At 50.5% G+C, this 20,902-nt stretch carries 21 protein-coding genes; 2 read left to right on the forward strand and 19 right to left on the reverse strand.

Annotation, left to right across the window (positions count from 1 at the left end; all coding sequences use genetic code 11):
• Positions 1-46 precede the first annotated feature (46 nt).
• The 19 genes from AB1756_09365 to AB1756_09455 all read right to left on the reverse strand — a co-directional run bounded on the left by AB1756_09365 (position 47) and on the right by AB1756_09455 (position 19,470).
• A complete protein-coding gene (locus AB1756_09365) occupies positions 47-1,153 on the reverse strand; it encodes a serine hydrolase domain-containing protein (protein MEW5807537.1) in 1,107 nt (368 codons plus the stop codon).
• 6 nt (positions 1,154-1,159) lie between these two features.
• Positions 1,160-2,080, reverse strand: coding sequence for a Gfo/Idh/MocA family oxidoreductase (locus tag AB1756_09370; protein ID MEW5807538.1), 921 nt, complete (start codon positions 2,078-2,080; stop codon positions 1,160-1,162).
• A gap of 140 nt (positions 2,081-2,220) precedes the next feature.
• Entirely contained in the window at positions 2,221-3,006 is a 786-nt protein-coding gene (gene lpxA / locus AB1756_09375; protein ID MEW5807539.1) for an acyl-ACP--UDP-N-acetylglucosamine O-acyltransferase, read from the reverse strand.
• Between the two features lie 78 nt (positions 3,007-3,084).
• Positions 3,085-3,516, reverse strand: a complete 432-nt coding sequence (gene fabZ / locus AB1756_09380; protein MEW5807540.1) for a 3-hydroxyacyl-ACP dehydratase FabZ — start codon at positions 3,514-3,516, stop codon at positions 3,085-3,087.
• Positions 3,516-4,559, reverse strand: a complete 1,044-nt coding sequence (lpxD, locus tag AB1756_09385; GenBank protein ID MEW5807541.1) for a UDP-3-O-(3-hydroxymyristoyl)glucosamine N-acyltransferase — start codon at positions 4,557-4,559, stop codon at positions 3,516-3,518. Before lpxD ends, fabZ begins: the two co-directional genes overlap by 1 nt.
• 9 nt (positions 4,560-4,568) lie before the next feature.
• Positions 4,569-5,126 carry an OmpH family outer membrane protein gene (locus tag AB1756_09390; protein ID MEW5807542.1) on the reverse strand — a complete coding sequence of 186 codons (558 nt, stop codon included), beginning with the start codon at positions 5,124-5,126 and terminating at the stop codon, positions 4,569-4,571.
• Between the two features lie 77 nt (positions 5,127-5,203).
• Positions 5,204-7,744: an outer membrane protein assembly factor BamA gene (bamA, locus tag AB1756_09395; GenBank protein MEW5807543.1), complete on the reverse strand. Its 2,541-nt coding sequence runs from the start codon at positions 7,742-7,744 to the stop codon at positions 5,204-5,206.
• Positions 7,745-7,822: 78 nt separating this feature from the next.
• Entirely contained in the window at positions 7,823-10,243 is a 2,421-nt protein-coding gene (locus AB1756_09400) for an ATP-dependent Clp protease ATP-binding subunit (GenBank protein MEW5807544.1), read from the reverse strand.
• A 40-nt stretch (positions 10,244-10,283) separates the two neighbouring features.
• Positions 10,284-10,994 carry an ABC transporter ATP-binding protein gene (locus AB1756_09405; protein ID MEW5807545.1) on the reverse strand — a complete coding sequence of 237 codons (711 nt, stop codon included), beginning with the start codon at positions 10,992-10,994 and terminating at the stop codon, positions 10,284-10,286.
• The gene (locus AB1756_09410) at positions 10,987-12,294 is read right to left on the reverse strand and encodes an FtsX-like permease family protein (GenBank protein ID MEW5807546.1); all 1,308 of its coding nucleotides are present in this window, start codon (positions 12,292-12,294) and stop codon (positions 10,987-10,989) included. Before AB1756_09410 ends, AB1756_09405 begins: the two co-directional genes overlap by 8 nt.
• Positions 12,236-12,991, reverse strand: a complete 756-nt coding sequence (locus AB1756_09415) for a hypothetical protein (GenBank protein MEW5807547.1) — start codon at positions 12,989-12,991, stop codon at positions 12,236-12,238. The genes AB1756_09410 and AB1756_09415 overlap by 59 nt, the downstream gene beginning before the upstream one ends.
• A 94-nt stretch (positions 12,992-13,085) precedes the next feature.
• Positions 13,086-14,108 (reverse strand): Asd/ArgC dimerization domain-containing protein, encoded by a 1,023-nt coding sequence (locus AB1756_09420; protein MEW5807548.1) that lies wholly within the window; start codon positions 14,106-14,108, stop codon positions 13,086-13,088.
• Complete coding sequence (gene pssA, locus AB1756_09425; protein MEW5807549.1) at positions 14,080-14,910, reverse strand: CDP-diacylglycerol--serine O-phosphatidyltransferase; 831 nt, start codon at positions 14,908-14,910, stop codon at positions 14,080-14,082. Before pssA ends, AB1756_09420 begins: the two co-directional genes overlap by 29 nt.
• A gap of 3 nt (positions 14,911-14,913) precedes the next feature.
• Entirely contained in the window at positions 14,914-15,531 is a 618-nt protein-coding gene (locus AB1756_09430) for a phosphatidylserine decarboxylase (GenBank protein MEW5807550.1), read from the reverse strand.
• Between the two features lie 36 nt (positions 15,532-15,567).
• A complete protein-coding gene (locus AB1756_09435) occupies positions 15,568-15,798 on the reverse strand; it encodes a hypothetical protein (protein MEW5807551.1) in 231 nt (76 codons plus the stop codon).
• A 45-nt stretch (positions 15,799-15,843) separates the two neighbouring features.
• Entirely contained in the window at positions 15,844-16,362 is a 519-nt protein-coding gene (gene rimI / locus AB1756_09440) for a ribosomal protein S18-alanine N-acetyltransferase (GenBank protein ID MEW5807552.1), read from the reverse strand.
• Positions 16,322-17,005, reverse strand: a complete 684-nt coding sequence (gene tsaB, locus AB1756_09445; protein ID MEW5807553.1) for a tRNA (adenosine(37)-N6)-threonylcarbamoyltransferase complex dimerization subunit type 1 TsaB — start codon at positions 17,003-17,005, stop codon at positions 16,322-16,324. The genes rimI and tsaB overlap by 41 nt, the downstream gene beginning before the upstream one ends.
• Complete coding sequence (locus AB1756_09450) at positions 17,002-18,228, reverse strand: diguanylate cyclase (protein ID MEW5807554.1); 1,227 nt, start codon at positions 18,226-18,228, stop codon at positions 17,002-17,004. Before AB1756_09450 ends, tsaB begins: the two co-directional genes overlap by 4 nt.
• A 3-nt stretch (positions 18,229-18,231) precedes the next feature.
• Positions 18,232-19,470: a diguanylate cyclase gene (locus AB1756_09455; GenBank protein MEW5807555.1), complete on the reverse strand. Its 1,239-nt coding sequence runs from the start codon at positions 19,468-19,470 to the stop codon at positions 18,232-18,234.
• 147 nt (positions 19,471-19,617) lie between these two features.
• Here AB1756_09455 and AB1756_09460 point away from each other — a divergent pair, with 147 nt between their 5' ends.
• The gene (locus AB1756_09460) at positions 19,618-20,247 is read left to right on the forward strand and encodes a sigma-70 family RNA polymerase sigma factor (GenBank protein ID MEW5807556.1); all 630 of its coding nucleotides are present in this window, start codon (positions 19,618-19,620) and stop codon (positions 20,245-20,247) included.
• Complete coding sequence (locus AB1756_09465) at positions 20,247-20,843, forward strand: zf-HC2 domain-containing protein (GenBank protein ID MEW5807557.1); 597 nt, start codon at positions 20,247-20,249, stop codon at positions 20,841-20,843. Before AB1756_09460 ends, AB1756_09465 begins: the two co-directional genes overlap by 1 nt.
• The last annotated feature ends 59 nt before the right edge of the window (positions 20,844-20,902 follow it).

Here is a 20,902-nt window from a genome sequence, read left to right on the forward strand (position 1 = left end):
CCTTTGTGGACATACAAGGATTGCTCGAAAATGAATTGAAGGGAGTTCACAGGGAGGCGGCGATTCTGTGGAATCTTCTTCGAATGGCGTTCATGTTGAACTCCCTGTAAACAGGATGGGTTCTGTTGGTGAGGAGGATGTAGGTTCTCTTTCTATCGGGATCAATCCACAGTGATACTCCGGTGAAACCGGTATGACCGATGGAGGAATCGGATAGATATGGTCCCGCTGAACTTTCCTTCGAGGAAGCCATCTGCCATCCGGGAGTACGATCCTCGTTCAATCCTTCCGTGAGATTTTTCAGGAAGAAGTTCCGCTCGGACCGGTCCAAGATGCCTCTGCCAAATCCAAGGAATTCTTTCGAGAGCACGAAGAGTTCTTCCACGGTGGAGAAAAGTCCTGCGTTACCGGCAATCCCTCCCAACGTGAACGAGCTGTGGTCGTGGGATTCTCCCCAGATCACTTTCTTCCTCCAACCTGCATACCTCGCCGCCTCCTTTTTCTCCATGCCAGAAGCAAGTCTTTTCTCGAATTGATTCCCTCTCTCTGATGCCGCTATTCTTCTTAACTTTCCGGTAGGGGGATTGAAGCCTGTCTCTTTTAACTTAAGGGGGGTCGTGACGAGGTCTCTGAAGAGTTTATTAATCCTCTCCCCCGCCGCTCTTTTGATGATCTCAGCGGCGACGATGTACGCGGGGCAGCCATAGAGAACCCATTCTCCGGGAGTGAATTTCAGATCGATCCGGCTCAGATATGTGATGCGGGATTCCAGGTCATCTCCATGAAGGTAAAGGGGAAGCCACCTCGGAAGTCCCGACATATGTGCGAGAAGGTGAATTATCTTTATCCTTTTTTTCTGTCCTTCCTTGAACCGGGGGAGGAATTTATGAATGCCATCGTTGAGATTGAAGATGCGGTGCCCAGCTAGGATAACGGCCAGGAGGGCCGTGCAGAGCGGCTTGGTGAGAGAGGCAATGTCGAAGATCGTCCGCTCGCACATCTCAATCTTGATCGGTTCCAGGACTGAATAGCCCAGCGCGCCCATGGCGATTATTCTATCCCTTTCGCCGACAAGATAGACGGCGCCAGGAAAGCGCCTCTCCGCGATGCAGATTTTCAGGAACTCTTCGATCGTTTCATGCCTCAGGTCCATAGCCTTTTATCCTTTCATCCCTTCGAGGATCCTGAAGGCAAGTGAAAGGGCCATCACCCCATCTTCTCCGGGAATCTCCGCAGGCTTTCCCTCCCTGATGGAGGTCAAGAATGAGACGATCTCTCTCTTCAAGGGTTCATCCTTCTCCACCGCAAGATCTTCAATCTTGATCTGCGGCGTTTCAGATTCACCGCGGACCAGATGATAATACTGTGCCTCCTGGGCGGCGCAATCTATGGAGATGTAGCTCTCCGGTTGGAAGATCCTGATCTTTCGCACTTTATCCTTGCTGATCCTGCTCGCCGTGATGTTGGCCACGCATCCTCTCTTGAATCTGATCCGGGCATTGGCGATGTCGATCTTATCCGTGAGCGCCCTCACGCCGATGGAGTCAACCGATTCGATCTCGTCGCGGACCATGTTCAGGATGATATCAAGGTCATGGATCATCAGATCGAGGACGACGTCGATGTCGGTGCTCCTTCTAGAAAAAGTACCCAGCCTGTGGGTCTCAATGAATCCTGGATCCGCGATCTTCTTCCGGGCTTCCTGGACGACCGGGTTGAAACGTTCCGTGTGACCGACGAAGAGGACTCTGTTTTTCCTTCGGGCCAGATCTATAAGAATCTGCGCCTCCTCAATCGTGGCGGCCATCGGCTTCTCCACGAGGATATGGCAATCGTTGTTCAGAAATGCCGAAGCTACCATGAAATGGTCGATCGTGGGGACGGCAATGCTGACGGCATCGACTCTGCCAAAGAGATCTCCGAAGTCCAGGGATTTCACACCATACTTTTCTGCGACATCTTTCGCCCGTTCTCTGTTGACATCCACTACGCCGACGAGCCTGCAGCCATGGAGAGACGAATAGATCCTCGCGTGATGCTGACCCAGATGCCCTACTCCGATGACGGCCACTCTTACCATTTCTCACTCCTTAATCGACGATCCACTTAAACTTCAATAGTCTGATTCCTCGCTTTTAGATGCTGTATAGATGGGATCTTTCGCCACAAGTTGATGAAGCATGGATGGAAGATCGCCTCCGACGGCGGTGTGTCCCTCCTTCAGCGGATGACGCCCCGTCTGGAGGCCCTGATGAACTGACAGAAATATCTGACCTCCTCGAAACTTCCGAACTCAGACTCCGCTTTCGCCAGAGCATCCTTGAGAAGCATCTTCGATCTGAAGATGGTCATATATGCGCTCTTTATCGCCTCGATGGGCTCCTTTTGGAAGCCTCTTCTCTGAAGCCCGATGACGTTGATTCCATAGGATTTTGCCCTGTTCCCCACGGTCAGCACGTAGGGAAGGGCATCTTGTGTGATGACAGAATATCCTCCGATGAAGGCGTATTTTCCGATGCGGCAGAACTGATGGACTCCCGAGAAGGCGCCGATGGTCGAGAAATCTTCTACCTCGACATGACCGGCGAGGGTCGCCGCATTGGCGAAGATCGTTCCGTTCCCGATGTGGCAGTCATGGGCGATGTGACTGTATGCCATGAAAAAGTTGCTATCGCCGATCGTTGTGATCCCGCCACCTCCTGCCGTCCCCAGATTCACCGTGATGAACTCCCGGAAAGTATTGTTCTTTCCGATCCTCAATTTAGTCTTCTCTCCTTTGAACTTAAGATCCTGCGGATAGGTTCCGATTGAAGAGAAAGGAAAGATGCTGCAGTTTTCCCCGATCTCTGTGTCTCCATCGATGAATGCGTGTGCTCCAATCCGACAATTCTCAGCGATCTTCACATTGTCGCCGATGACTGCATATGGAGCGATGGAGACACCGGAAGCGATCTGCGCTTTTGGACTGACTGTTGCCCTCGAATCTATGAACGTTGTGTTGCTCATCGTTATGGCTCTTCGTCTATTTTCATCGACTGATCTTCATCGAATTAAAATCTAAGAGATGGGGCAAGCGCGATTTTTTTATCTGTCGACCATGGCCGACGTGATCTCAGCCTCGGCTACTATGCTTTCGTCAACCTTCGCCACTGCTTTGAGCTTGCATGTCCATGAACGGAGGTTCAGGACTTCAACCTCCAGCCTGAGAGTATCTCCGGGGATGACGGGCTTGCGGAACTTGGCATTGTTGATGGACATGAAATAGATGAGCTTCTTTTCCCTCTCCTGAACGGAATGGAGGAGAAGAACGCCTCCCGTCTGCGCCATGGCTTCTATGATCAGGACACCGGGCATGATGGGATTCCCTGGAAAATGTCCCTGGAAGAACGGCTCGTTAACCGTCACGTTTTTGATCCCGACGATCCTTCTGTTCTCTTCCAATTCGATGATTCTATCCACCAGCAGCATGGGATATCTATGCGGAATGATGGACATAATCTGTTTAATATCAAACATTACCCCTCCCCGCGTAATTTTTTCTCGAGCCAATCTATCCGCTCACGCAACTTCACGATTTCGTTGCGGAATTCAGGGAGCCTCTCAAAGGTAATCTGTGATCTCTTCCACCGCATGTTATCGATGGCAGGATAGCCGGCCACATAAGCCTTAGGCGGAATATCCTCGAAAACGGCTGATTTTGCGGCGATGATGGCTCCATCCCCAATCTTCAGGTGGCCCGCCGCTCCCGACTGTCCAGCGAAAATGACCCCCTTCCCGATCTCAGTGCTTCCCGATATCCCCACCTGGGCGACTATCAGTGAATCTTCCCCGATGACAACATTATGAGCGATCTGTACCAAGTTATCGATCTTTGTCCCTCTGCGGATGACAGTATCTCCCATGGTGCCCCGATCGATGGAACAGTTGGAGCCGATCTCGACATCATCCTCGATGACGACTCCTCCGACCTGGGGGATCTTGTGGTGTTTCCCTCGATCCGTGGCAAACCCATATCCATCGCTTCCCACTACCGTCCCGCTGTGGATGATGACGCGGGAACCTATCTTCGATTTCCGGTAGATGGAGACATTGGCGTATATGATAGTTTCGGCTCCGATGAAACAGTCATCTGCAACGTGGACTCCAGGAAAAAGCCTGACCCTGTCCGCGATCACGCAGTTATCCCCGATGGTGACTAAAGGAGCAATCGAGATTTCCTTACCCAGATTGCAGCCCTTTCCGTACCTTGCGTCGGGGCTGATACCTGTCGGTATATGCTCTTCGGCATGGAACATTTCCAGGACGATGGCGAATGCAAGATAGGGGTTCTCGACCCGGATGAGGCTTTTTCCTTCCAGGACCATGTCCCGGGAGACGATGATGGCGGAAGCTTCTGTCGTCCTTGCTTTATCCTTGTATCTTGGATTGGACAGGAAGGAGATGAAGCCATCGCGCGCCGTCTCGAGCGGCATGACCCCTTTGATGATCAATGCCGGATCGCCTGCGACATCGCCTCTCACCCTATCGGCGATCTCCTTCAGGGTCCATTCCTTTCCCACAGCGTTCTCCTATTTTCCCCCCTGAGATTTGGGCTGCTGTTGCGGAGGCGTCTGCTGCGGCTGTTTCTGCTTTTCCAGGTAGGATTGATTGAACTTCTCTATGACCCGATTCGTGATATCAACAGCGCCGGAATAATAGATGCACTGGATCTTCTCGAAGATCAACGCAAAACCATGTTCTCTCCCTATTTCCTCGACAATCCGGATCAGTTCATCCTGAAATTTCTTCTGGGCTTCCAGAAGCTCGTTCTGGAACTCCCTGCTGGCATCGTCTCTCAACCTTTGAAGTTCGACATTCTTCTTCTGAATCTCCTTGAGCATCGTCTCTCTCTTTTCTGCACTAAGAGAGATCTCCTGGGCCGAGAGCTGGCTCTGCAGATCGCCGATCGCTTTCTGCTTGGCTTCGATCTCTGCGAGTTTGGCATTCCTTGTCCTCTCCAGCTCCTGCGCGTACTTCTTGCCTTCCTCCGTTTCCTCGCTCACTCTTTGAGAGTCGAAGACCCCGATCTTGACCTGAGAAAAGACCGGAGTTCCCAGAATGAATAAGAGTATCAGTCCCAATACCAACCATTTTCCTCTCACGTTAAAATCTCCTTTCATTGATATATCGCTTTTTCCTTTTGTTCAAAGATTATAGCAGAAAGCTAGAAGCTTGTTCCGATGGAAAACTGGAACCGATTGATCTCATCGTAGGGTTGCTCGTTGATCGGGATCCCGTAGATGAGCCGGAGGGGGACCTGGAACATGGGGATGTAGAACCGCAACTCAATCCCGGCGGACATCCTCATATCGGAAAATGATATCCTCTGGCCGTTATCGAAGGAGTTCCCCGCATCATAGAAAAAGACTAAAGAGACCGGTTCGGAAATGGGGATGACATACTCGAGCTGCACCAGGAGGTACTTGTTCCCCCCCACATAGACCTCCATCTCATAGCTGCTTTCCTCACCCGTGATCGGATCTTTATAGGGAAACGTCATTTTTCTTATGGGAGAGATGGAACGCGTTTCATAGATCCTCGGCCCCAGATAGTCTCCGCCGAGGAAGAAGCGCTCAAATCGGGGAACACCGTCAACAAAACCTGCAAGATCCATCTCGCCGAAGGGACCGATGTAAGCTCCTTCGGCATGTATCCCGAAGAAAGTCTTCTTGATGAAGCGGAGATAGTATGTCGATTCAAGCCGCGGCTTATAGAAATTCACATCCCCTCCCAGGAAGCCTCCCGCGAGCTCTCCAGTCAACCCGACGAGAAAGCCACGGCTCGGTTTGAACGGGTTGTTGACGGTATCGTAGTAAACGGAAGGGGTGAGGCTGCTGATCCTCGTTTCCTGGATGTTCCCGTAAATGTCATCAGATTCGACATCCTCGAAGTTGTAATCCAGCCTGATCTTTGTAAAGTAACCGAATTGCCTGCCGAGGATGATCCCCCCACCCTGCCCGGTCCTCTTCAGATTCCTTCCAAAATCGATCTGTGTGTGATAGATGTTGAAACCGAGAGTGTATGGCTTTCCGAACAGCCACGGCTCTATGAAAGATAGCGAATACCTGTTGCTCCTTCCACCGATCTGAAGTGATATGGAGAAGACCTCTCCTCTCCCGAGGAAATTTTTCGTGGAATAAGATCCGGCAAAGAATGCCCCTTCGAGGCCGCTGTAACCTCCTCCTACCTGAATCTCATTCCTGCCACGTTCTTCCCCTTTAATCTTTATTCTGACCCGGTTCTCTCCAGGAATCGGTTCGATTACAGGTTCCTCGGTAAGCGCAAAGTAGCCGAGCTGGTTGAGCTTCACCAAGCTCAGGTTCATCTTCTTCCTGTTGAAGAGATCCCCTTCATTCAGCCTCATCTCTCTCCTCAGAACACTGTCGTTGGTCACATTGTTCCCGAAGTACTCCACCTTCTCGATATAGTATTGCTGGTCCTCGTCGATCTGAATCAGGACATCCGCGATGTTTCCCTCTCTCCTCGTCTTCTGCTGGTTCACCGAGGCATAGGGATATCCCTTCTCTCCGTAGTCCGCCGTGATGACCTCGACGGCCACCTTCAGAAGCCCCTCGTTGAGGATGTCTCCCTTCTTCAGGGGAACCCTCTTCCTGATATGTTCCTCGGTGAAGACCGTGTTTCCGGTAATGCTGACGTCACCCAAGGTGTAGCGAGACCCTTCCGTCACCGGGATCGTGAGATAGACCCACTTTTTGACCTCCCCGACCTCTTCCCTCCTCCTTTGCAGCTTATCCGTCTTCTTCTTGAGATCGGTGCGCAGCCTCTCGATCTTTTTCTTTCGCTTCTTCTCTGCCCTCCTGTCCGTTTCCTTCTTCTCTTCCATGGCCTTCATCTTGCTCTCGAGCTCTGTGATCTTCTTTGTTCTTTTCTCTTCCTTCTCAGGCTTTAGAGGTTTCTCCTTTTTCTTCTCTTCCCTCACCTCGACGATGGGGGTGCCGAGCTTGATATCCATGTAGCCATCGTTGAGGTATATGTCACGGACGGTACCTATGTCCATTTCATACTTTGATGGATGATAGAGATCTTTCTTGGTGAGGAACGACAGGAACCAGTGTTCCCTCGTGTACTTCATTGTATTCTTGAGCTTTCTGCCCCGGAATACCTTGTTGCCAACGAAATCAATCTTCTTGATCCTCGTCTTGCTGCCGCGCTTGATTTTGAAATGGACAGTTCGAGTCGTTGCTGTGATAGGATTGATTTCCGCCTTGACCACTGCATCCAGATATCCTTTGGCCCCCAGGAGTTCCTTGATCGTCTCCTCGACCTTCCAGATGGTCTTCATATCGAGAGGAACATTGGTCTTGAAGCTGATTCCCCTCTCCTTCAAACGGTCTTCAATCTCTGTGCGCGTGATGGTCTTGACTTCGTCATACTCGATCCCGGTGATCTTGGCTCTCTCTTTGATCCTGAACCGAATGATCTTTCCCTTCTCACCATCCTCGGATTCGACCGAGAGATCGCTGAAATAGCCGGAATCCCAGAGTTTCTTATACTCCTTCTTGATCCTATCTTCGTCGTAAGGGTCACCTTCCTTCAGAGTCAGTAGATGAAAGAATGCATCCTTCGTGAAGTATGTGTTCCCCGTCAGCTCAATCTTCTCGATGATCTCCTGCGCAGAAAATGCCATGACGGGGAATATGACAAGAGTGCAGGCGAAAATTATGGGACTTATGGGCTTACGCATTACCTTCTTTTCGTGGAACTGAAGCGAAGATGATTCATGTCGCAACTATTTTACATGAAAAATCCCGCCAGGCAAGTTTTAAAGGGCCGTTTTGATAACGCTTCGGAAGGAAAGTTTTCCCCCTTCGAGGAAGACCTCAATGATATCTTTCTCCTGGAACTTCCCCTGGATAAGGGACTCGGAGATCACATCCTCGATGTGCTTCTGGATGGCGCGCCGGAGAGGTCTCGCCCCGTAAGAGCGATCCGTGCAAGTGCTTTTGACGAGCCACTGATAGACCTCTTCGACAGGTTTCACCTCGATATTCTTACTGGACAGGGTTCTGTTGAGATCCTTCACCATGAGCCTGGCCACCTGCCAGAGCTGCTCTTCTGATAAAGAGTCGAAGACGATGATCTCATCAATTCGGTTCAGGAATTCCGGGCTCAATGTTTTTCTGACCTCGTTCAAGACGATCTCCTTTCGATCCTTGTAAGCCATCGCTTCGTCGCTGGACTTGAATCCCATTGGTCCTCCCCTGGTGATCCTTGTAGAACCGATGTTGGAGGTCATGATGATGATGCTGTTCTTGAAATCGACTACATCGCCATAGGCATCGGTGAGCTGCCCATCCTCGAAGACCTGGAGGAGGATGTTAAGGATATCGGGGTGAGCCTTCTCGATCTCATCGAGGAGGATCACACAATAGGGTTTTCTCTTGACTCTCTCGGTGAGGATCCCCCCTTCTTCGTAGCCCACGTACCCGGGAGGGGACCCTATCATTTTTGCGATGGAATGTTTTTCCATGTATTCGGACATGTCGAAACGGATCAGTGCCTTCTCATTTCCGAAGAGGAACTCCGCCACCCGGCGTGCAACTTCCGTCTTCCCCACCCCTGTGGGACCCAGGAAGACGAAGGAACCGACCGGGCGGACCGGGCTCTTCAAACCCGCACGCGATCTCCGGATGGCTCGCGAGAGAGCCGAGATGGCATCGCTCTGCCCAATGATTCTCTCATGGAGATAGTCTTCCATCTTTAATAGTTTATCGACTTCCTCTTCCATGACGGAAGAGAGAGGGATACCGGTCCACCTGGAGACGACCTCTTCCACTTCCGCCCTCGTTACTTCGAGGACGAGATTGGATTCTTTCTCATACCTTGCCTTTAGCTCTTCATATGTCCTTCTAAGGTTGGTCTCATCGCTGTGAAACTCCACGGCCCTGTTAAAATCTTTCTCGGAGAGGGCTCCCTTCATCCCCTCTTCCGCCTTCTTCATATCTCTCTCGATGCGGCGCAACTCCATACTGGAAGGTCTTCCCATAAGTTTCACCCGGGCTCCCGCCTCATCAATGACATCGATAGCCTTGTCGGGAAGGAATCGATCCGTGATGTACCGGTTAGACTGATAGACCGCTGCCCGGATAGCCTCATCGGTGTACCTCACCCTATGGAACCTCTCGTACCTCTCCTTGACTCCAGTGAGGATGTTGATTGTTTCCTCCTCCGTCGCCGGGGAGATCTTGATGGGCTGGAACCTCCTCACGAGCGCGCGATCCTTCTCGATGTACTTGTGATAATCACGGGGAGTAGTCGCCCCGATGCACTGCACCTCCCCTCTCGAGAGGGCCGGTTTCAGAATGCTTGCCGCATCCAGGGAGCCCTCTGCGGAGCCTGCTCCGATGAGTGTGTGAATCTCGTCCACGAAGATGATGATATCGTCGGTCCCTTGAAGTTCTGAGAGTATCCCCTTCAGCCTCTCCTCGAACTGGCCTCTATATTTTGTCCCGGCGACGATGAGCGAAATGTCGAGAGCGAGGATCCGTTTGTGCTGGAGTGCCGGAGGGACATCCCCTTCAAGCATTTTTTGCGCAAGCCCTTCCACGATGGCTGTTTTCCCAACCCCGGCTTCTCCGATCAAGACGGGATTGTTCTTTCTCCTCCTGGAAAGAACCTGAAGGACTCTATCCAGTTCGGTCTCTCTTCCGATCAGAGGATCGAAGATTTTCCTGGCCGCCATCTCGCTCAGGTCCCTGCTGAACTCATTTAGAAAAGGGGTCTCCTTTCTCTTCTTTTGCCCGTATCGTTTCTTGTTGATGGTGACGGCATCCTCTCTGACTGTGTAGAGCTTCATCCCCCTTTCGATGAGGATCTTTCCGCCAATGGAGTCCTCAATCCTCAAGAGCCCGAGGATCAGATGCTCTGTTCCAACAAAGTGATGCATCAGTTTCTCGGCCTCCTCTTCCGCGCAGAGAAGCACCTTCTTGGTTTCTTCGCTGAACGGGATCTCAACTGATGTCGATATCTTCTCTTTGGTGGGCCCTCTGGACTCGATCTCTGCCTGGAGGAGCTCCATGTCGATACAGGCTCTCTCAAAGATCTCCCTCGTGATTTCTTCTCCTTCTTTGAGAAGACCAAGGAGGATGTGTTCCGTTCCGATGACGCGGCTACCGCTCTGACTTGCCTCGTACCGGGCTATGAAAAGAACTCTCTTGGCTTTATCCGTAAACTTCTCGAACATCCTGAATTGTTCCCTTATTTAAGATTTACGCCTAAGGCGGCTAAATTTCAAAGTATTTTTTTATTTCCGCGTCGCTTAATTCTTTCAAGGTTCCATCGACAATGCGAAATATTCTATCACACCTCCTTGCAAGGTTCTCGTTGTGCGTTGCCACTACGACGGTGAAACTATGGCTCTTCTGCACTTTCTGGATCTGTTCGAATACGAGCTGTCCCGTTCTCGGATCCAGATTGCCTGTCGGCTCGTCCGCGAGGATCAGAGAGGGTCTCATGGCGATGGCTCTTGCGATCGCCACCCTCTGTTGCTCTCCTCCGGAGAGCTGATGCGGCCTATGGTCGAGGCGGTCCCCCATGCCGAGTTCCGAGAGAACCTCAGCGGCTGGTTCCTCAGCCTTTCCCCTTGGAGTGCCACCGATCAGAAAAGGCATCATTACGTTCTCCAGGGCTGTGAATTCCGGCAGGAGGTGGTGGAATTGAAAGACGAAGCCGACTTCCCGGTTCCGGATCTGCGCCAGCTCATTTCCATTTCTGGCGAAGAGATCGATCCCCCTCAGATAGACCTTCCCGGAATCTGGCCGATCGATAGCACCGAGCATATGCAGGAGTGTGCTCTTTCCCACCCCTGACTCACCCACGACGGCGACCATCTTCCCTTCCTCCAGTTGAAGGTCGACCCCTTTTAGCACTTCGATCGTCCTCTCGCCAGTGAGATATGACTTGACCAGAGCCTCGCATCTCAGAACCTCATTCATATCTGATCGCCTCCACCGGATCCAGACGGGATGCCTTCCACGAAGGGTAGAGCGTCGCCAGGAAGGAAACAACGACCGCAAGGAAAGCCACAGCCGTGAAGTCGAGGATTCTCACTTCGAAGGGTACGTACGGGATGAAGTAGATCTCAGGGTTCAGTTTGAAGAGCCGGTATTTATCGAAAATCCATGAGAGGATGAATCCGGAGATGCATCCCGTCACCGTCCCGATGATACCGATGATGAGGCCCTGAAGCATGAATATTACCATGATGCTCCGGGATGTGGCTCCCATCGAAACGAGTGTCCCGATATCCTTGACCTTCTCCATGACCATGAGGATCAACGTTGAGATGATGTTAAGGGCGGCCACGAGGACGATGAGGCCAAGAGAAATGAACATGTAGAGTTTCTCGAGCCTCAGCGCTGAAAAGAAATTTCTGTTCTGGTTGATGAGGTCATCGACCAGATAGCCGCTTCCGATCCGCTCCGAGATCTTCCCCTTGACATCATCGAGAATGTCGAGACTTTCCACTCTCACTTCGATCCAGCTCGCTCCGTTCAGGGCGAAGAAGCGTTTCGCCTCATTGATGTTTATGTAAGAACGAGCGCTGTTGTATTCAAAGAAGCCAGCGTCGAAGATCCCAACCACCTTGAAGGGTTTGGTTCTTGGTGCAATACCCCAGGGGGACAGTCTAGGTCTCAGGATGGACACCTCGACTATATCCCCGCAAACAACCCCAATGGAAGCGGCAAGGTCAGCGCCCAGGACGATCCCTTCCTTCCTTTTCTCCCTTTCCTTACCAAGATGGCTCAGAGAGCCAGCAATCATGTTCTTCTCGATGTCTGTGACATCCTTTTCAAGGGAAGGATCGATGCCGTTTATCAACGTATAGGATGGCGTGATGGCAATGGCGCTTGTGATCATTCCCGGAGAATAGACCACCGGCGATGCCGCCACCACGCCGGGGATCTCTTTGATGGACCCGATGAGTTTCCCATAATCTTCCATCTCGCTTTTTCCAGAATTCTTGAAGATTGTAATGTGGGAATTGGCCCCCAGGATCCTCTTTTGAATGTCTTCGTGGAAACCGGTCATCAAGGCCAGAGCGATGATGAGCGCCATTACACCGACGGCAACACCAATAATGGAGATGAAGGTAATGACGGAGATGAAAGTCTGCTTTCTCTTTGCCTTGAGGTATCTCAAGGCAATGAAGAGTTCATATTTTAGAGATGTCAAATCATCCCTCCCGTCGAGTTGCCACCCATGACCCTGACGAAGCTTTCCCCCCTGAGACATCGTAATCCATCCATGTCCCGCGGACGCTCTTCCCATCTTGGGAGAGGAAACCCTCGTATTCACCGGAGCGGCCAAGCTTGGAATCTATCTTCTGCAGAAAGATCTTACGATCAACAAAGGTCCCCTGAAGGCTTCCCTTCCACCCTCCCTCGAGCTGATACTGCCCGGTGACAATGGTCCCGGATTGCTTCAGCCAGAAGATTCCCTTATCGCCACCCGGAAGCAAGCTGATGTCCCATTTCCCCGTAAGAGATTCTTCTTCCCGTGGAAGCATTTCTTTGAGTTCGGCTATTTTCTGATTGAGGAGGGCTAAGCGGGCGAGCCGTTCCCGGATCTTCTCTCTGGATCGTTCCCCTTCCTCAATCAGGTAAGCCCTCTGCTTCTCCGCGTCATCTATCTCCATCTCCTTCATCTCGATAGGCGTGAGCGCCGTGGCGCTCTCTTTCTTGAGGAGAGCGTCCATCTCGTTGTAAAGATCCCTGAGCTTCTCCAAGATGACGCCCAGTTCCACGGATATCCTATGATAGTCGCTCAGGTCCTTCTTGAGGAGGTTCGTCTCCACATCATAGCTGGCCTGGAGGGCATAGATGGCACCCTCAGCCTTCTCCGCAAAATTAGCTTGCTGGGAGAATGCCGGCGTGCTCAAGATCAACAGCGTGATGTTTAAGAAACATGATCCCAAAAAGTATCTTTGCATAATATGACCTCGCTTAATCGATATCATTTTCCTCGTATCTTCATGGCCGTGGCATGATCCGAAGATTCTAATAAGAAATCGGTCTCACCGTGCTTCAGTTAACGCTGGAGGCGGATATGAAAGCCTCTGCTATCCTGACTGCATTAAGCGCGGCGTCCGACCGCAGATGGTCGGATACGATCCATAGCCAGAAGCCTCCCGAGGAGAGGCCGTCCTCACAGGATTCGGAGACGTACATTTGCCTCTCTCCCGTCGCTTCCACCGGAGTTACGCCTCGCCCTTTTGTAGAGATTTTCATACATTTTATCTTATTCAGGACATCGTTTACCTGAGAGGATTGAGGCCTGCTCTTCAGCATGAGATGAATGGAGAAGGAGTGGCTGAAGAAGACCGGGGCGACGATGATCCTCGTCGCCAGTCTCCTGTCACGCCAGCCCAGGATCTCGGAAACCTCCTGGGAAATAGCGGTATCAATCGCTGCTTCCCTTTGCCTGGTCGAAAGCATGCTGCCCGGGATTAGATTGAAGGCAAGCTGCCTCCCAAAAACATTCTTCGGGATTTTGCTGAAACTCAGGATCTTTATCGTTTGCTGGTGAAGCTCCTCAATCCCCTCTTCACCGAAATCGGAAACAGGCTGGAATACATTTACGGAGATCCTTTCCATGCCAAAGGCGAGATCGAGAGGATGGAGGAGATTACTCAGGATGATGCTGATCGGCTGAGGAGAAGAAACGATCCCCTTACCTTTCCTCATGCTCTCAAGATTGATATCACAGTTTATGACTGGTGCCTGTTCCCTTCCGGCGTGTGTCAGAGAGAAATCGATGAGGAGGGATCCCTCCTTCCTCGGGAAGGAAGCATACTGTTTTCCTTCCTGTCCACCGCAGCACAGGAAGATGATATCCGAATATAGGAATGAGTCTTCCTCGATTTTTGTAATCAAGCTCGCCTCCCCGTTGTATTCCGTGATGGCTCCCTCATATGTCTCAGAATCGAGGAGCTTCAATCTGGCGATGGGAAACTCCCTTTCTTCAAGGAAGAGCTTGACATCCTTTCCAAGAAGTCTTCCGGCTCCCACAAGGGAAACATTAAACTTCTTTTTCTGCGTAGTCTCCATTTTTCTCACGAGCCGAGCTGGCTATATTCCTTTCTATCAGAACGGAGCATGCCTTCCTCAGATAGGCGAAGGCTACGGGTATGACTCCTGAGGCGAGATATGCCACAGAGAAGGCGAAGATTGCATACTTCGGTTCCACGGCAATGGCCACAAATATGAAAGCGATGAAAAAGATATAGATGTAAGATTTCCTGCTTCTAAGATCGATGTCCTTGAAGCTGCGATATTTGATCCGGCTTATCATGAGGACGGTGATAAGCATGATATATGCGCTCAGAAAGAGGGCCGGCGTCCTGCTCTTTACCGGATCCGCGAAGAGGTAAACACAGGAAGCCGTGAGGTAGGCAGCTGCTGGAACCGGTATCCCGATGAAATATCTCCTGTGCTCGGCAAATCTCTGAATGTTGAACCTGGCGAGTCTCATGGCGGAGCCGATAACGTAGAGGAAAGCTACCAACCATCCGATCCTTCCTAGAGGAGCTAATCCCCATAGGTAGATGAGAAAGGCAGGCGCCAGGCCACATGATACGAGATCTGCCAGGGAATCAAACTCCACTCCGAACTCACTGGTGCTCCGCATCATCCGGGCCACACGCCCGTCAAGGAAATCGAGGACACCTGCCAGGAAGACCATGATGGCTGAAATTTCAAATTCCCCATTCATGGAGAGGATGATGGAATAGAACCCGAGGAAGAGGTTTGTGATTGTGAACAGGCTCGGCAAGAGATAGATGCCTCTTCTAAGCTTTTCCCTCCTTTTGGATCTTGGAGTCTTGCCTTCCTGGAACAACCGTTCCTGCATCCGCTACGATCTCTCCTTTCTTTCCACCGTCGCAATGCTGCAAAGACCCGCCTTCACTCTGTCGCCTCTGCTTACATTCATTTTAGCATCGATTGGCAATTGCAGGTCGACCCTCGAACCGAACTTGATCATGCCGATCCTATCCCCTGCTCTAAGCCTATCTCCCTTTCGGACATTGCATACGATTCTCCTCGCCACGACTCCCGCGACCTGCGTGAGCGAGAGAGTTCCTGCCCGGCTTTTCAGAATGACCGTGTTCCGCTCGTTCTCAAGTGGAGCTTTTTCATGAAAAGCGACTTTGAACCCTCCACGCTGGTAGATGACGTCTTCGACTTCTCCGGCAGCAGGAGCGCGGTTGATATGGACGTCGAAGAGAGACATAAAGATTGAGATTTTGCCGTCTTCTATGCTTATGATGGTCCCATCTGCGGGCGAGAGGATGTTCCCTTCTTCCATCTTCTTCGATTCCCGATCAGGATCCCTGAAAAAGAAAAGCTCAAAGAGAAAGAAGAAGAAGATCACAATACCGAGCCAGTTGAACCATGTCGCCAGTAATAGAGAGGACAGAGTCACTGTTCCCGCAGAGACCCAGAACCCTTCTTTTGCTACCGAGAAAGCCATCTCTATAATGCCATCCGTGCTTGTCTTATCGGTCGTCTATGCCGGTTCCTTTCTGTATCTATCCCTGATGCTTTCCATCTTATCTTTAAGCATCAGTTTCTGCTTTTTTATGTTCTTCTCCTCGATCTTCTCGTCCTCGTTCAGGAAGCATTTCTCCTGAAGCTCCTTGAGCCTCTCTTCGAAGGATCGGTGTTTCTCGCATAACCTTTTGTATTCTGCATCTTCATGCATCAGCCGGAGATGAAGTTTTTCATCTCTTTCACTCATGGTCACCTCCTGTTCTTCCAGACTATCGCAAAGCTCCTTATCTGTTTAAACAGATTGAACATTTCCGGCCCATCCGGAGAGATCAAGCGTCATCAGCAGGGCGTCCTCCCCGCTATCTGTATAGTAACCCTTCCTTCTGCCAGTTACTCTGAAGCCAAACTTTTGATACATTTCGATGGCAATTGCATTCGAAGGTCTTACTTCCAGAGTCACCATATCGCATCCCCTGTTGAACCCGAAGTTGAGGATGTAATCCATCATTAATCTTCCGAGGCCCATTCCTCGATGCTCCCTCCTGACGGCAATGTTGTTGATCTTCAGCTCCCCGAAGAGAATCCATGTGCAGGAAAAGCCAATGATTCTTTCTTCTCCGATCCTCCTGATGACAAAGTTGTGGGCACACTTATTCTGTTTCAATTCAAAGAGAAAATTCGCCTTCGACCATGGCGTGGGGAAAGTTGCCCTCTCAATCTCAAGGACCTCATCCACGTCTGAAACTTTCATGACATCGATATAAAAATCTCTAGCGATCTTTGATTCTGTTTTCTCTCTGGAGTTCTGCATTGGATCTTCTAATGTAGTTAGGTGTTAACTTCACTGTCCTTCCTTCCTTCAAGATCTCCAAGCCCATTATTGCAACAGAAGAGGCGATGAAATGGTGAAACGGCAAGAACCTGAAGCGACTGAGACCGATCTCTTCGATCTCTTTTCTGAATTTATCGGCTCCTGTACCAAACAGGAATAGCTCCGGTACGGAAATCTTTTTCAGAAAGCGTACCGGGTCATCTACCATCTCCGGACAGACCTCCACCAAACGGTTACCCTCCCGGCGATAACAACATCCATAGATTTCCCCCCTGCCAGCATCAAGGAGCGGAGATAGAAATCCGTTACAATGGATCGATCTTGCCATAGCATGGAGCGTGGAAACTCCCACCACAGGTTTTTTCGTGGCGAGGGATAGTCCCTTGGCTGTGCCCATCCCGATCCTGAGACCTGTGAACGAACCCGGGCCTGCAGAAACGGCTATACCATCTAGTTCTTCAGGAGCGATTCGAAGGTTCTTCAGCAGAAAATCGATGCAGCTCATCAGACGGTCCGCATGGGTCACCGTCGCCTGTATCCCGATCTCTCCCAGCAGCAATATGTCATCTGCAACTGCGATGCTTCCGGCCCAGGTTGCCGTATCAATTCCAAGTACTTTCATCCCTGCTGTCCGGGAAACTTCCGGAATCTTTCGATGATCGTAAGGAGCTTCTGCTCCTGATCTTCCCACTCCATTATAAAGGCGACGCCAATCTCGAATTTCCCCTTTTCCTCGTAGCCGAGCTCTTCCACCCGTACGACCCTACCATGAAGGGAGATAAGTTCCTCCCCATCGTTCTCCAAGAGACTGACCTCGATCATCTCTCCGATCTGGAACAACCTGTCGGACTTGAAGAGGATGCCGCTTCTGCTTATATTCCTCGTCTCCGGAACCCACCTCGATTCCCAGGCCTTTTCCTTATCTTCCGCCTCGTTCATGATATCGAGCCTGAAGTAGTCCCCTATGATGTCGAATCTTATGAAATTCCTCTTCTCTTGAAAATAGGCGTTCACCTTGTTCTTCCCGGAAGCCTTAGCCTGGTAAAGCGCCTCCAAGCCTCTCCGGATTACTTCATCGGTGTTCAAACCATCTTCCGGGAAGAGCGAAATGCCACCGCTGATGGTCAGATTCAAGAGAGTGCCGCAGACATCTCTTGCCTGAAAATGCTTCTCAATGGAATGTCTTATTCTCTCTGCCACGATGTATGCTCCCACTCTAAGCGTCTCGGGAAGGATAACGGCAAACTCCTCGCCACCATACCGGCATACAAGATCAATATCCCTGACGTTATTCCGGATGATGATGGATGCTTCTTTTAAAATGATGTCTGCCACGAGGTCGCCATGCTCATCATTGATCCGTTTGAAGTCGTCCAGGTCCAGCAGCAGAATGGAGCATTTCAAGTTGTATCTCTTGCTGCGCCTTATCTCGGAGGAAACGGAATTCATGAAGAATCGCAGGTTGGGAAGTCCTGTTAAGGAATCCGTAATCGAGGACCGGTCCATCCTTTCGAACATGGAGAGTTCGATTATTCTGGGATTCTCTATCTTCTTGTTCAGGTTGATGAAGTAATCGAAGAGGGCGACTCTAAGCCCAATATCCCGGTTAGCCGCCTCTGACATCATCTCTCTGTGCTTCAGAATGGACTCCCAGTGATTCTTGGCCTCGTTCTCCTCGAATGGAAGGTGCGTCAGGATCAGGAGGAGAGCCGAATAGGGAGAGGTTCCTTTCTCCTTTTTTATCGTTTCGAATCTCTCCAGGATCTTCTCCCTGTTGGAAGCATCTTCATCAAGAATGAGAAGAAGTTCATCTTTGATCTTCAGCGCTTGCTCCATCGTTATCATGTTCTATCTCTTTTTCTCTCCATTCTTTTCCGAGGGCAGGCTTAGTCCGAACTTAGAGCGGGTAAAGATGGCAATGAGATCTTCCTGCTCTGCTTCCGATCCGGATAGGAAGGCGACTCCTACGTCGTATCCCTTGCTTCCATCGGAATAGCTGATCTCTTCCAGCCGTATCACTCTTCCGATGATCTCTACCCTTTTCTTGCTCTTGATTACCTTGATGACAATCCGTACCTCCTCCCCAACTCTGTATGGTTCGGAGGCTTCAAAGAGGATCCCGCTCTTGCTTAGATTCTTCGCGCAGAGTACCTCTCTTCCCATCCTGCCATCGGCACTGACAATCTTGACTTGAAGATCACCACCGGAAATATCGAACCGGATAAAACTCCTCCTCTCCATGTAGAAAACGGAGATCCTGTTCTTTCCCGTGGCCTTAGCATTGTACAGCGCCTGATCCGCCTTCTTGATGATCTCGATGTCGGCAAGCGCATCGTCTGGAAACACGGAGATCCCACCGCTCACCGTCACACCTACTCTCTTCTTTCCCACTTCCTTCTTCTTGAAATACTCTTCAATCCCTTTTCTGACCCTTTCCGAGACGATGTAGGCACCCATTCTCGCCGTCTCGGGCAGAATGACAGCGAACTCCTCGCCGCCGCACCTGAAGAGGAAATCGGAATCCCTGATTACTCGCCTCAGTATCTTGGAGACCTCTTTAAGGATCATGTCTCCAAAAAGGTGCCCGTACGTGTCGTTCAGATCCTTAAAGTTATCGATGTCTAGAAAGAGGAGGCTAAGGGGAAACTTGTATCTTCTCGCCCGGTGAAACTCCTTTTGAAGGCATATCCTGAAGAATCTCTGATTGTGAAGGCCGGTTAGCCAGTCCGTCAGGGCGGATTTCTCCGTCTCCTCGAAGACGGAGAGTTCAACGACCTTGGGATTGTCGAGTTTCTTTTCGATATTGAGAAAGTAGTCGAGGGCCGCCACTCTCAATCCAATGTCCCTCTCCAGTTTTTTCTGCATCTCGTTGCGATGTTCCAGGATCCTGGAGAAATGGATCTCCGCATTGGATTCATTGAAGTTAAGGTGCGTGAGGATCAAGAGGACATTTGAGAAGATCTGAACTTTGTGCTTCTCTTTGAGCTCCCTGAGCTTTTTCAGCATAGTCGCAGAATCAAGCTCAGTCCTGTCCAGTAGCTCGATTATATTACTCCTCAATTTCGGAAGTGGCTCACCTGCGTTCATCCGATCCTCGGTTTTCAGATATTATCTGAAAAAGGAGGGACTGTCAATTTCCCTGCCCGATGAAACTTTCCATGCAAATCTTCGTATAATGATGTGCAGATTTTGAAAAGGGAGTATAGAATATTTCGTCAAACCTGTAAAATGAGAATGACTCATTTAGAGAAAAAAGAATCAGAAACAGTCCTGGCTCCCTCATTATCATTGTCTGATGAGGAGATAGTAAAAAGAGTCCTCAGGGGGGAAAAAGAGCTTTTTGCTGAACTCCTTAGCCGACATAAAAAGGGAATTTTCAACTACATCCTGAGGATGGCCGGCCATTACGACATCGCAGTCGATCTGACGCAGGACGTCTTCATGAAGATCTATCTTGCCCTGGATAAATTCAACCACAATCATAAGTTCAGCACCTGGATGTTCAGCATCGCATCCAATCTCACAATCGATTACCTGAGGAAAAAGAAGGCCCCGCCTATCTCTTATGAATCAACGCCGAGCGGCGACCGGGACTGTCTTAAAAATAGATTGAAGAGCGGCTTCTCCTCGCCTCTCGACGAAATGAAGAAGAGCGAACTCAAGGAGAAGATCCAAGAATCAATAATCCACCTGGAGCCCGAGTATCGTGAGGTCATTGTTCTGAGACATCTCAGGGGATTGTCTTACGAGGAGATCTGCATGGTCACGGGGCTGCCTCTGGGAACGGTCAAAAACAGGATCTTCCGGGCAAGGCAGATGCTGAAGGAAGATCTGAACTCCTATCTCATGCCGGAGGGTGGCTGATGTTCGCCTGTGAGGATTATAAATTCAAGAGTTCTCTTTACGCAGCAGGAGAGCTCCCGGCTTTCGAATCCAATGAAATCAGAAAGCACATACTTGAATGCTCCTCCTGCATGGTTGACCTTGAGGTCTCCAGATGGTTGTTCAACCAACTCGATTTCATGGATGAAGTGGACCCTCCAGACTTCCTCGTCTCTCGGATTATGGCCTCCATAGAAAGAGAGGATCTCACTCCTGAAAAGAACCCTGCCAGATCTCTCTTCAAAATCATGGCTATCATCTCCGGCCTCATCTCTTTCCCCATCATCTCATGGTTCCTCAAATCTATCATTGCTTTTCTGTCCTATGACTTCCGGCTTCCGTTATCGGGACGGGAGAGTTTCATCGCGCAGATCTTCATTACTTTTGCGAAGTCCTTGGCCTCTATTTTCAACGATTCCCTCCTTGCATCGTCCTTCATGGTCTCAGAGCGGCTCCCCCACCTGTTCACCCTTCTGATCATCGTCTTCTGGATCGCCCTGACCTCCTCTCTTTTCTTCTCATCCATAATTCTCTTTGCCACAGCAAGAGTGAAAGTGATTCCGAGAAGTACCAGGTGAAGATCTCTTCCGGGATTGCACAGTAGCCATCTCTCCGCTGCAGGGAAAACATTTGACAA

It is taken from the genome of Acidobacteriota bacterium, from assembly GCA_040752675.1.
Classification (GTDB): domain Bacteria; phylum Acidobacteriota; class Polarisedimenticolia; order JBFMGF01; family JBFMGF01; genus JBFMGF01.

Bases quoted from the DNA above. Each gene is read 5' to 3' on its own strand.
- AB1756_09365 (MEW5807537.1), bottom strand. From the start codon at position 1,153: ATGGACCTGAGGCATGAAACGATCGAAGAGTTCCTGAAAATCTGCATC.
- AB1756_09370 (MEW5807538.1), bottom strand. From the start codon at position 2,080: ATGGTAAGAGTGGCCGTCATCGGAGTAGGGCATCTGGGTCAGCATCAC.
- lpxA (MEW5807539.1), bottom strand. From the start codon at position 3,006: ATGAGCAACACAACGTTCATAGATTCGAGGGCAACAGTCAGTCCAAAA.
- fabZ (MEW5807540.1), bottom strand. From the start codon at position 3,516: ATGTTTGATATTAAACAGATTATGTCCATCATTCCGCATAGATATCCC.
- bamA (MEW5807543.1), bottom strand. From the start codon at position 7,744: ATGCGTAAGCCCATAAGTCCCATAATTTTCGCCTGCACTCTTGTCATA.
- AB1756_09400 (MEW5807544.1), bottom strand. From the start codon at position 10,243: ATGTTCGAGAAGTTTACGGATAAAGCCAAGAGAGTTCTTTTCATAGCC.
- AB1756_09405 (MEW5807545.1), bottom strand. From the start codon at position 10,994: ATGAATGAGGTTCTGAGATGCGAGGCTCTGGTCAAGTCATATCTCACT.
- AB1756_09410 (MEW5807546.1), bottom strand. From the start codon at position 12,294: ATGTCTCAGGGGGGAAAGCTTCGTCAGGGTCATGGGTGGCAACTCGAC.
- AB1756_09415 (MEW5807547.1), bottom strand. From the start codon at position 12,991: ATGCAAAGATACTTTTTGGGATCATGTTTCTTAAACATCACGCTGTTG.
- AB1756_09420 (MEW5807548.1), bottom strand. From the start codon at position 14,108: ATGGAGACTACGCAGAAAAAGAAGTTTAATGTTTCCCTTGTGGGAGCC.
- pssA (MEW5807549.1), bottom strand. From the start codon at position 14,910: ATGCAGGAACGGTTGTTCCAGGAAGGCAAGACTCCAAGATCCAAAAGG.
- AB1756_09430 (MEW5807550.1), bottom strand. From the start codon at position 15,531: ATGGCTTTCTCGGTAGCAAAAGAAGGGTTCTGGGTCTCTGCGGGAACA.
- AB1756_09435 (MEW5807551.1), bottom strand. From the start codon at position 15,798: ATGAGTGAAAGAGATGAAAAACTTCATCTCCGGCTGATGCATGAAGAT.
- rimI (MEW5807552.1), bottom strand. From the start codon at position 16,362: ATGCAGAACTCCAGAGAGAAAACAGAATCAAAGATCGCTAGAGATTTT.
- tsaB (MEW5807553.1), bottom strand. From the start codon at position 17,005: ATGAAAGTACTTGGAATTGATACGGCAACCTGGGCCGGAAGCATCGCA.
- AB1756_09450 (MEW5807554.1), bottom strand. From the start codon at position 18,228: ATGATAACGATGGAGCAAGCGCTGAAGATCAAAGATGAACTTCTTCTC.
- AB1756_09455 (MEW5807555.1), bottom strand. From the start codon at position 19,470: ATGAACGCAGGTGAGCCACTTCCGAAATTGAGGAGTAATATAATCGAG.
- AB1756_09460 (MEW5807556.1), top strand. From the start codon at position 19,618: ATGACTCATTTAGAGAAAAAAGAATCAGAAACAGTCCTGGCTCCCTCA.
- AB1756_09465 (MEW5807557.1), top strand. From the start codon at position 20,247: ATGTTCGCCTGTGAGGATTATAAATTCAAGAGTTCTCTTTACGCAGCA.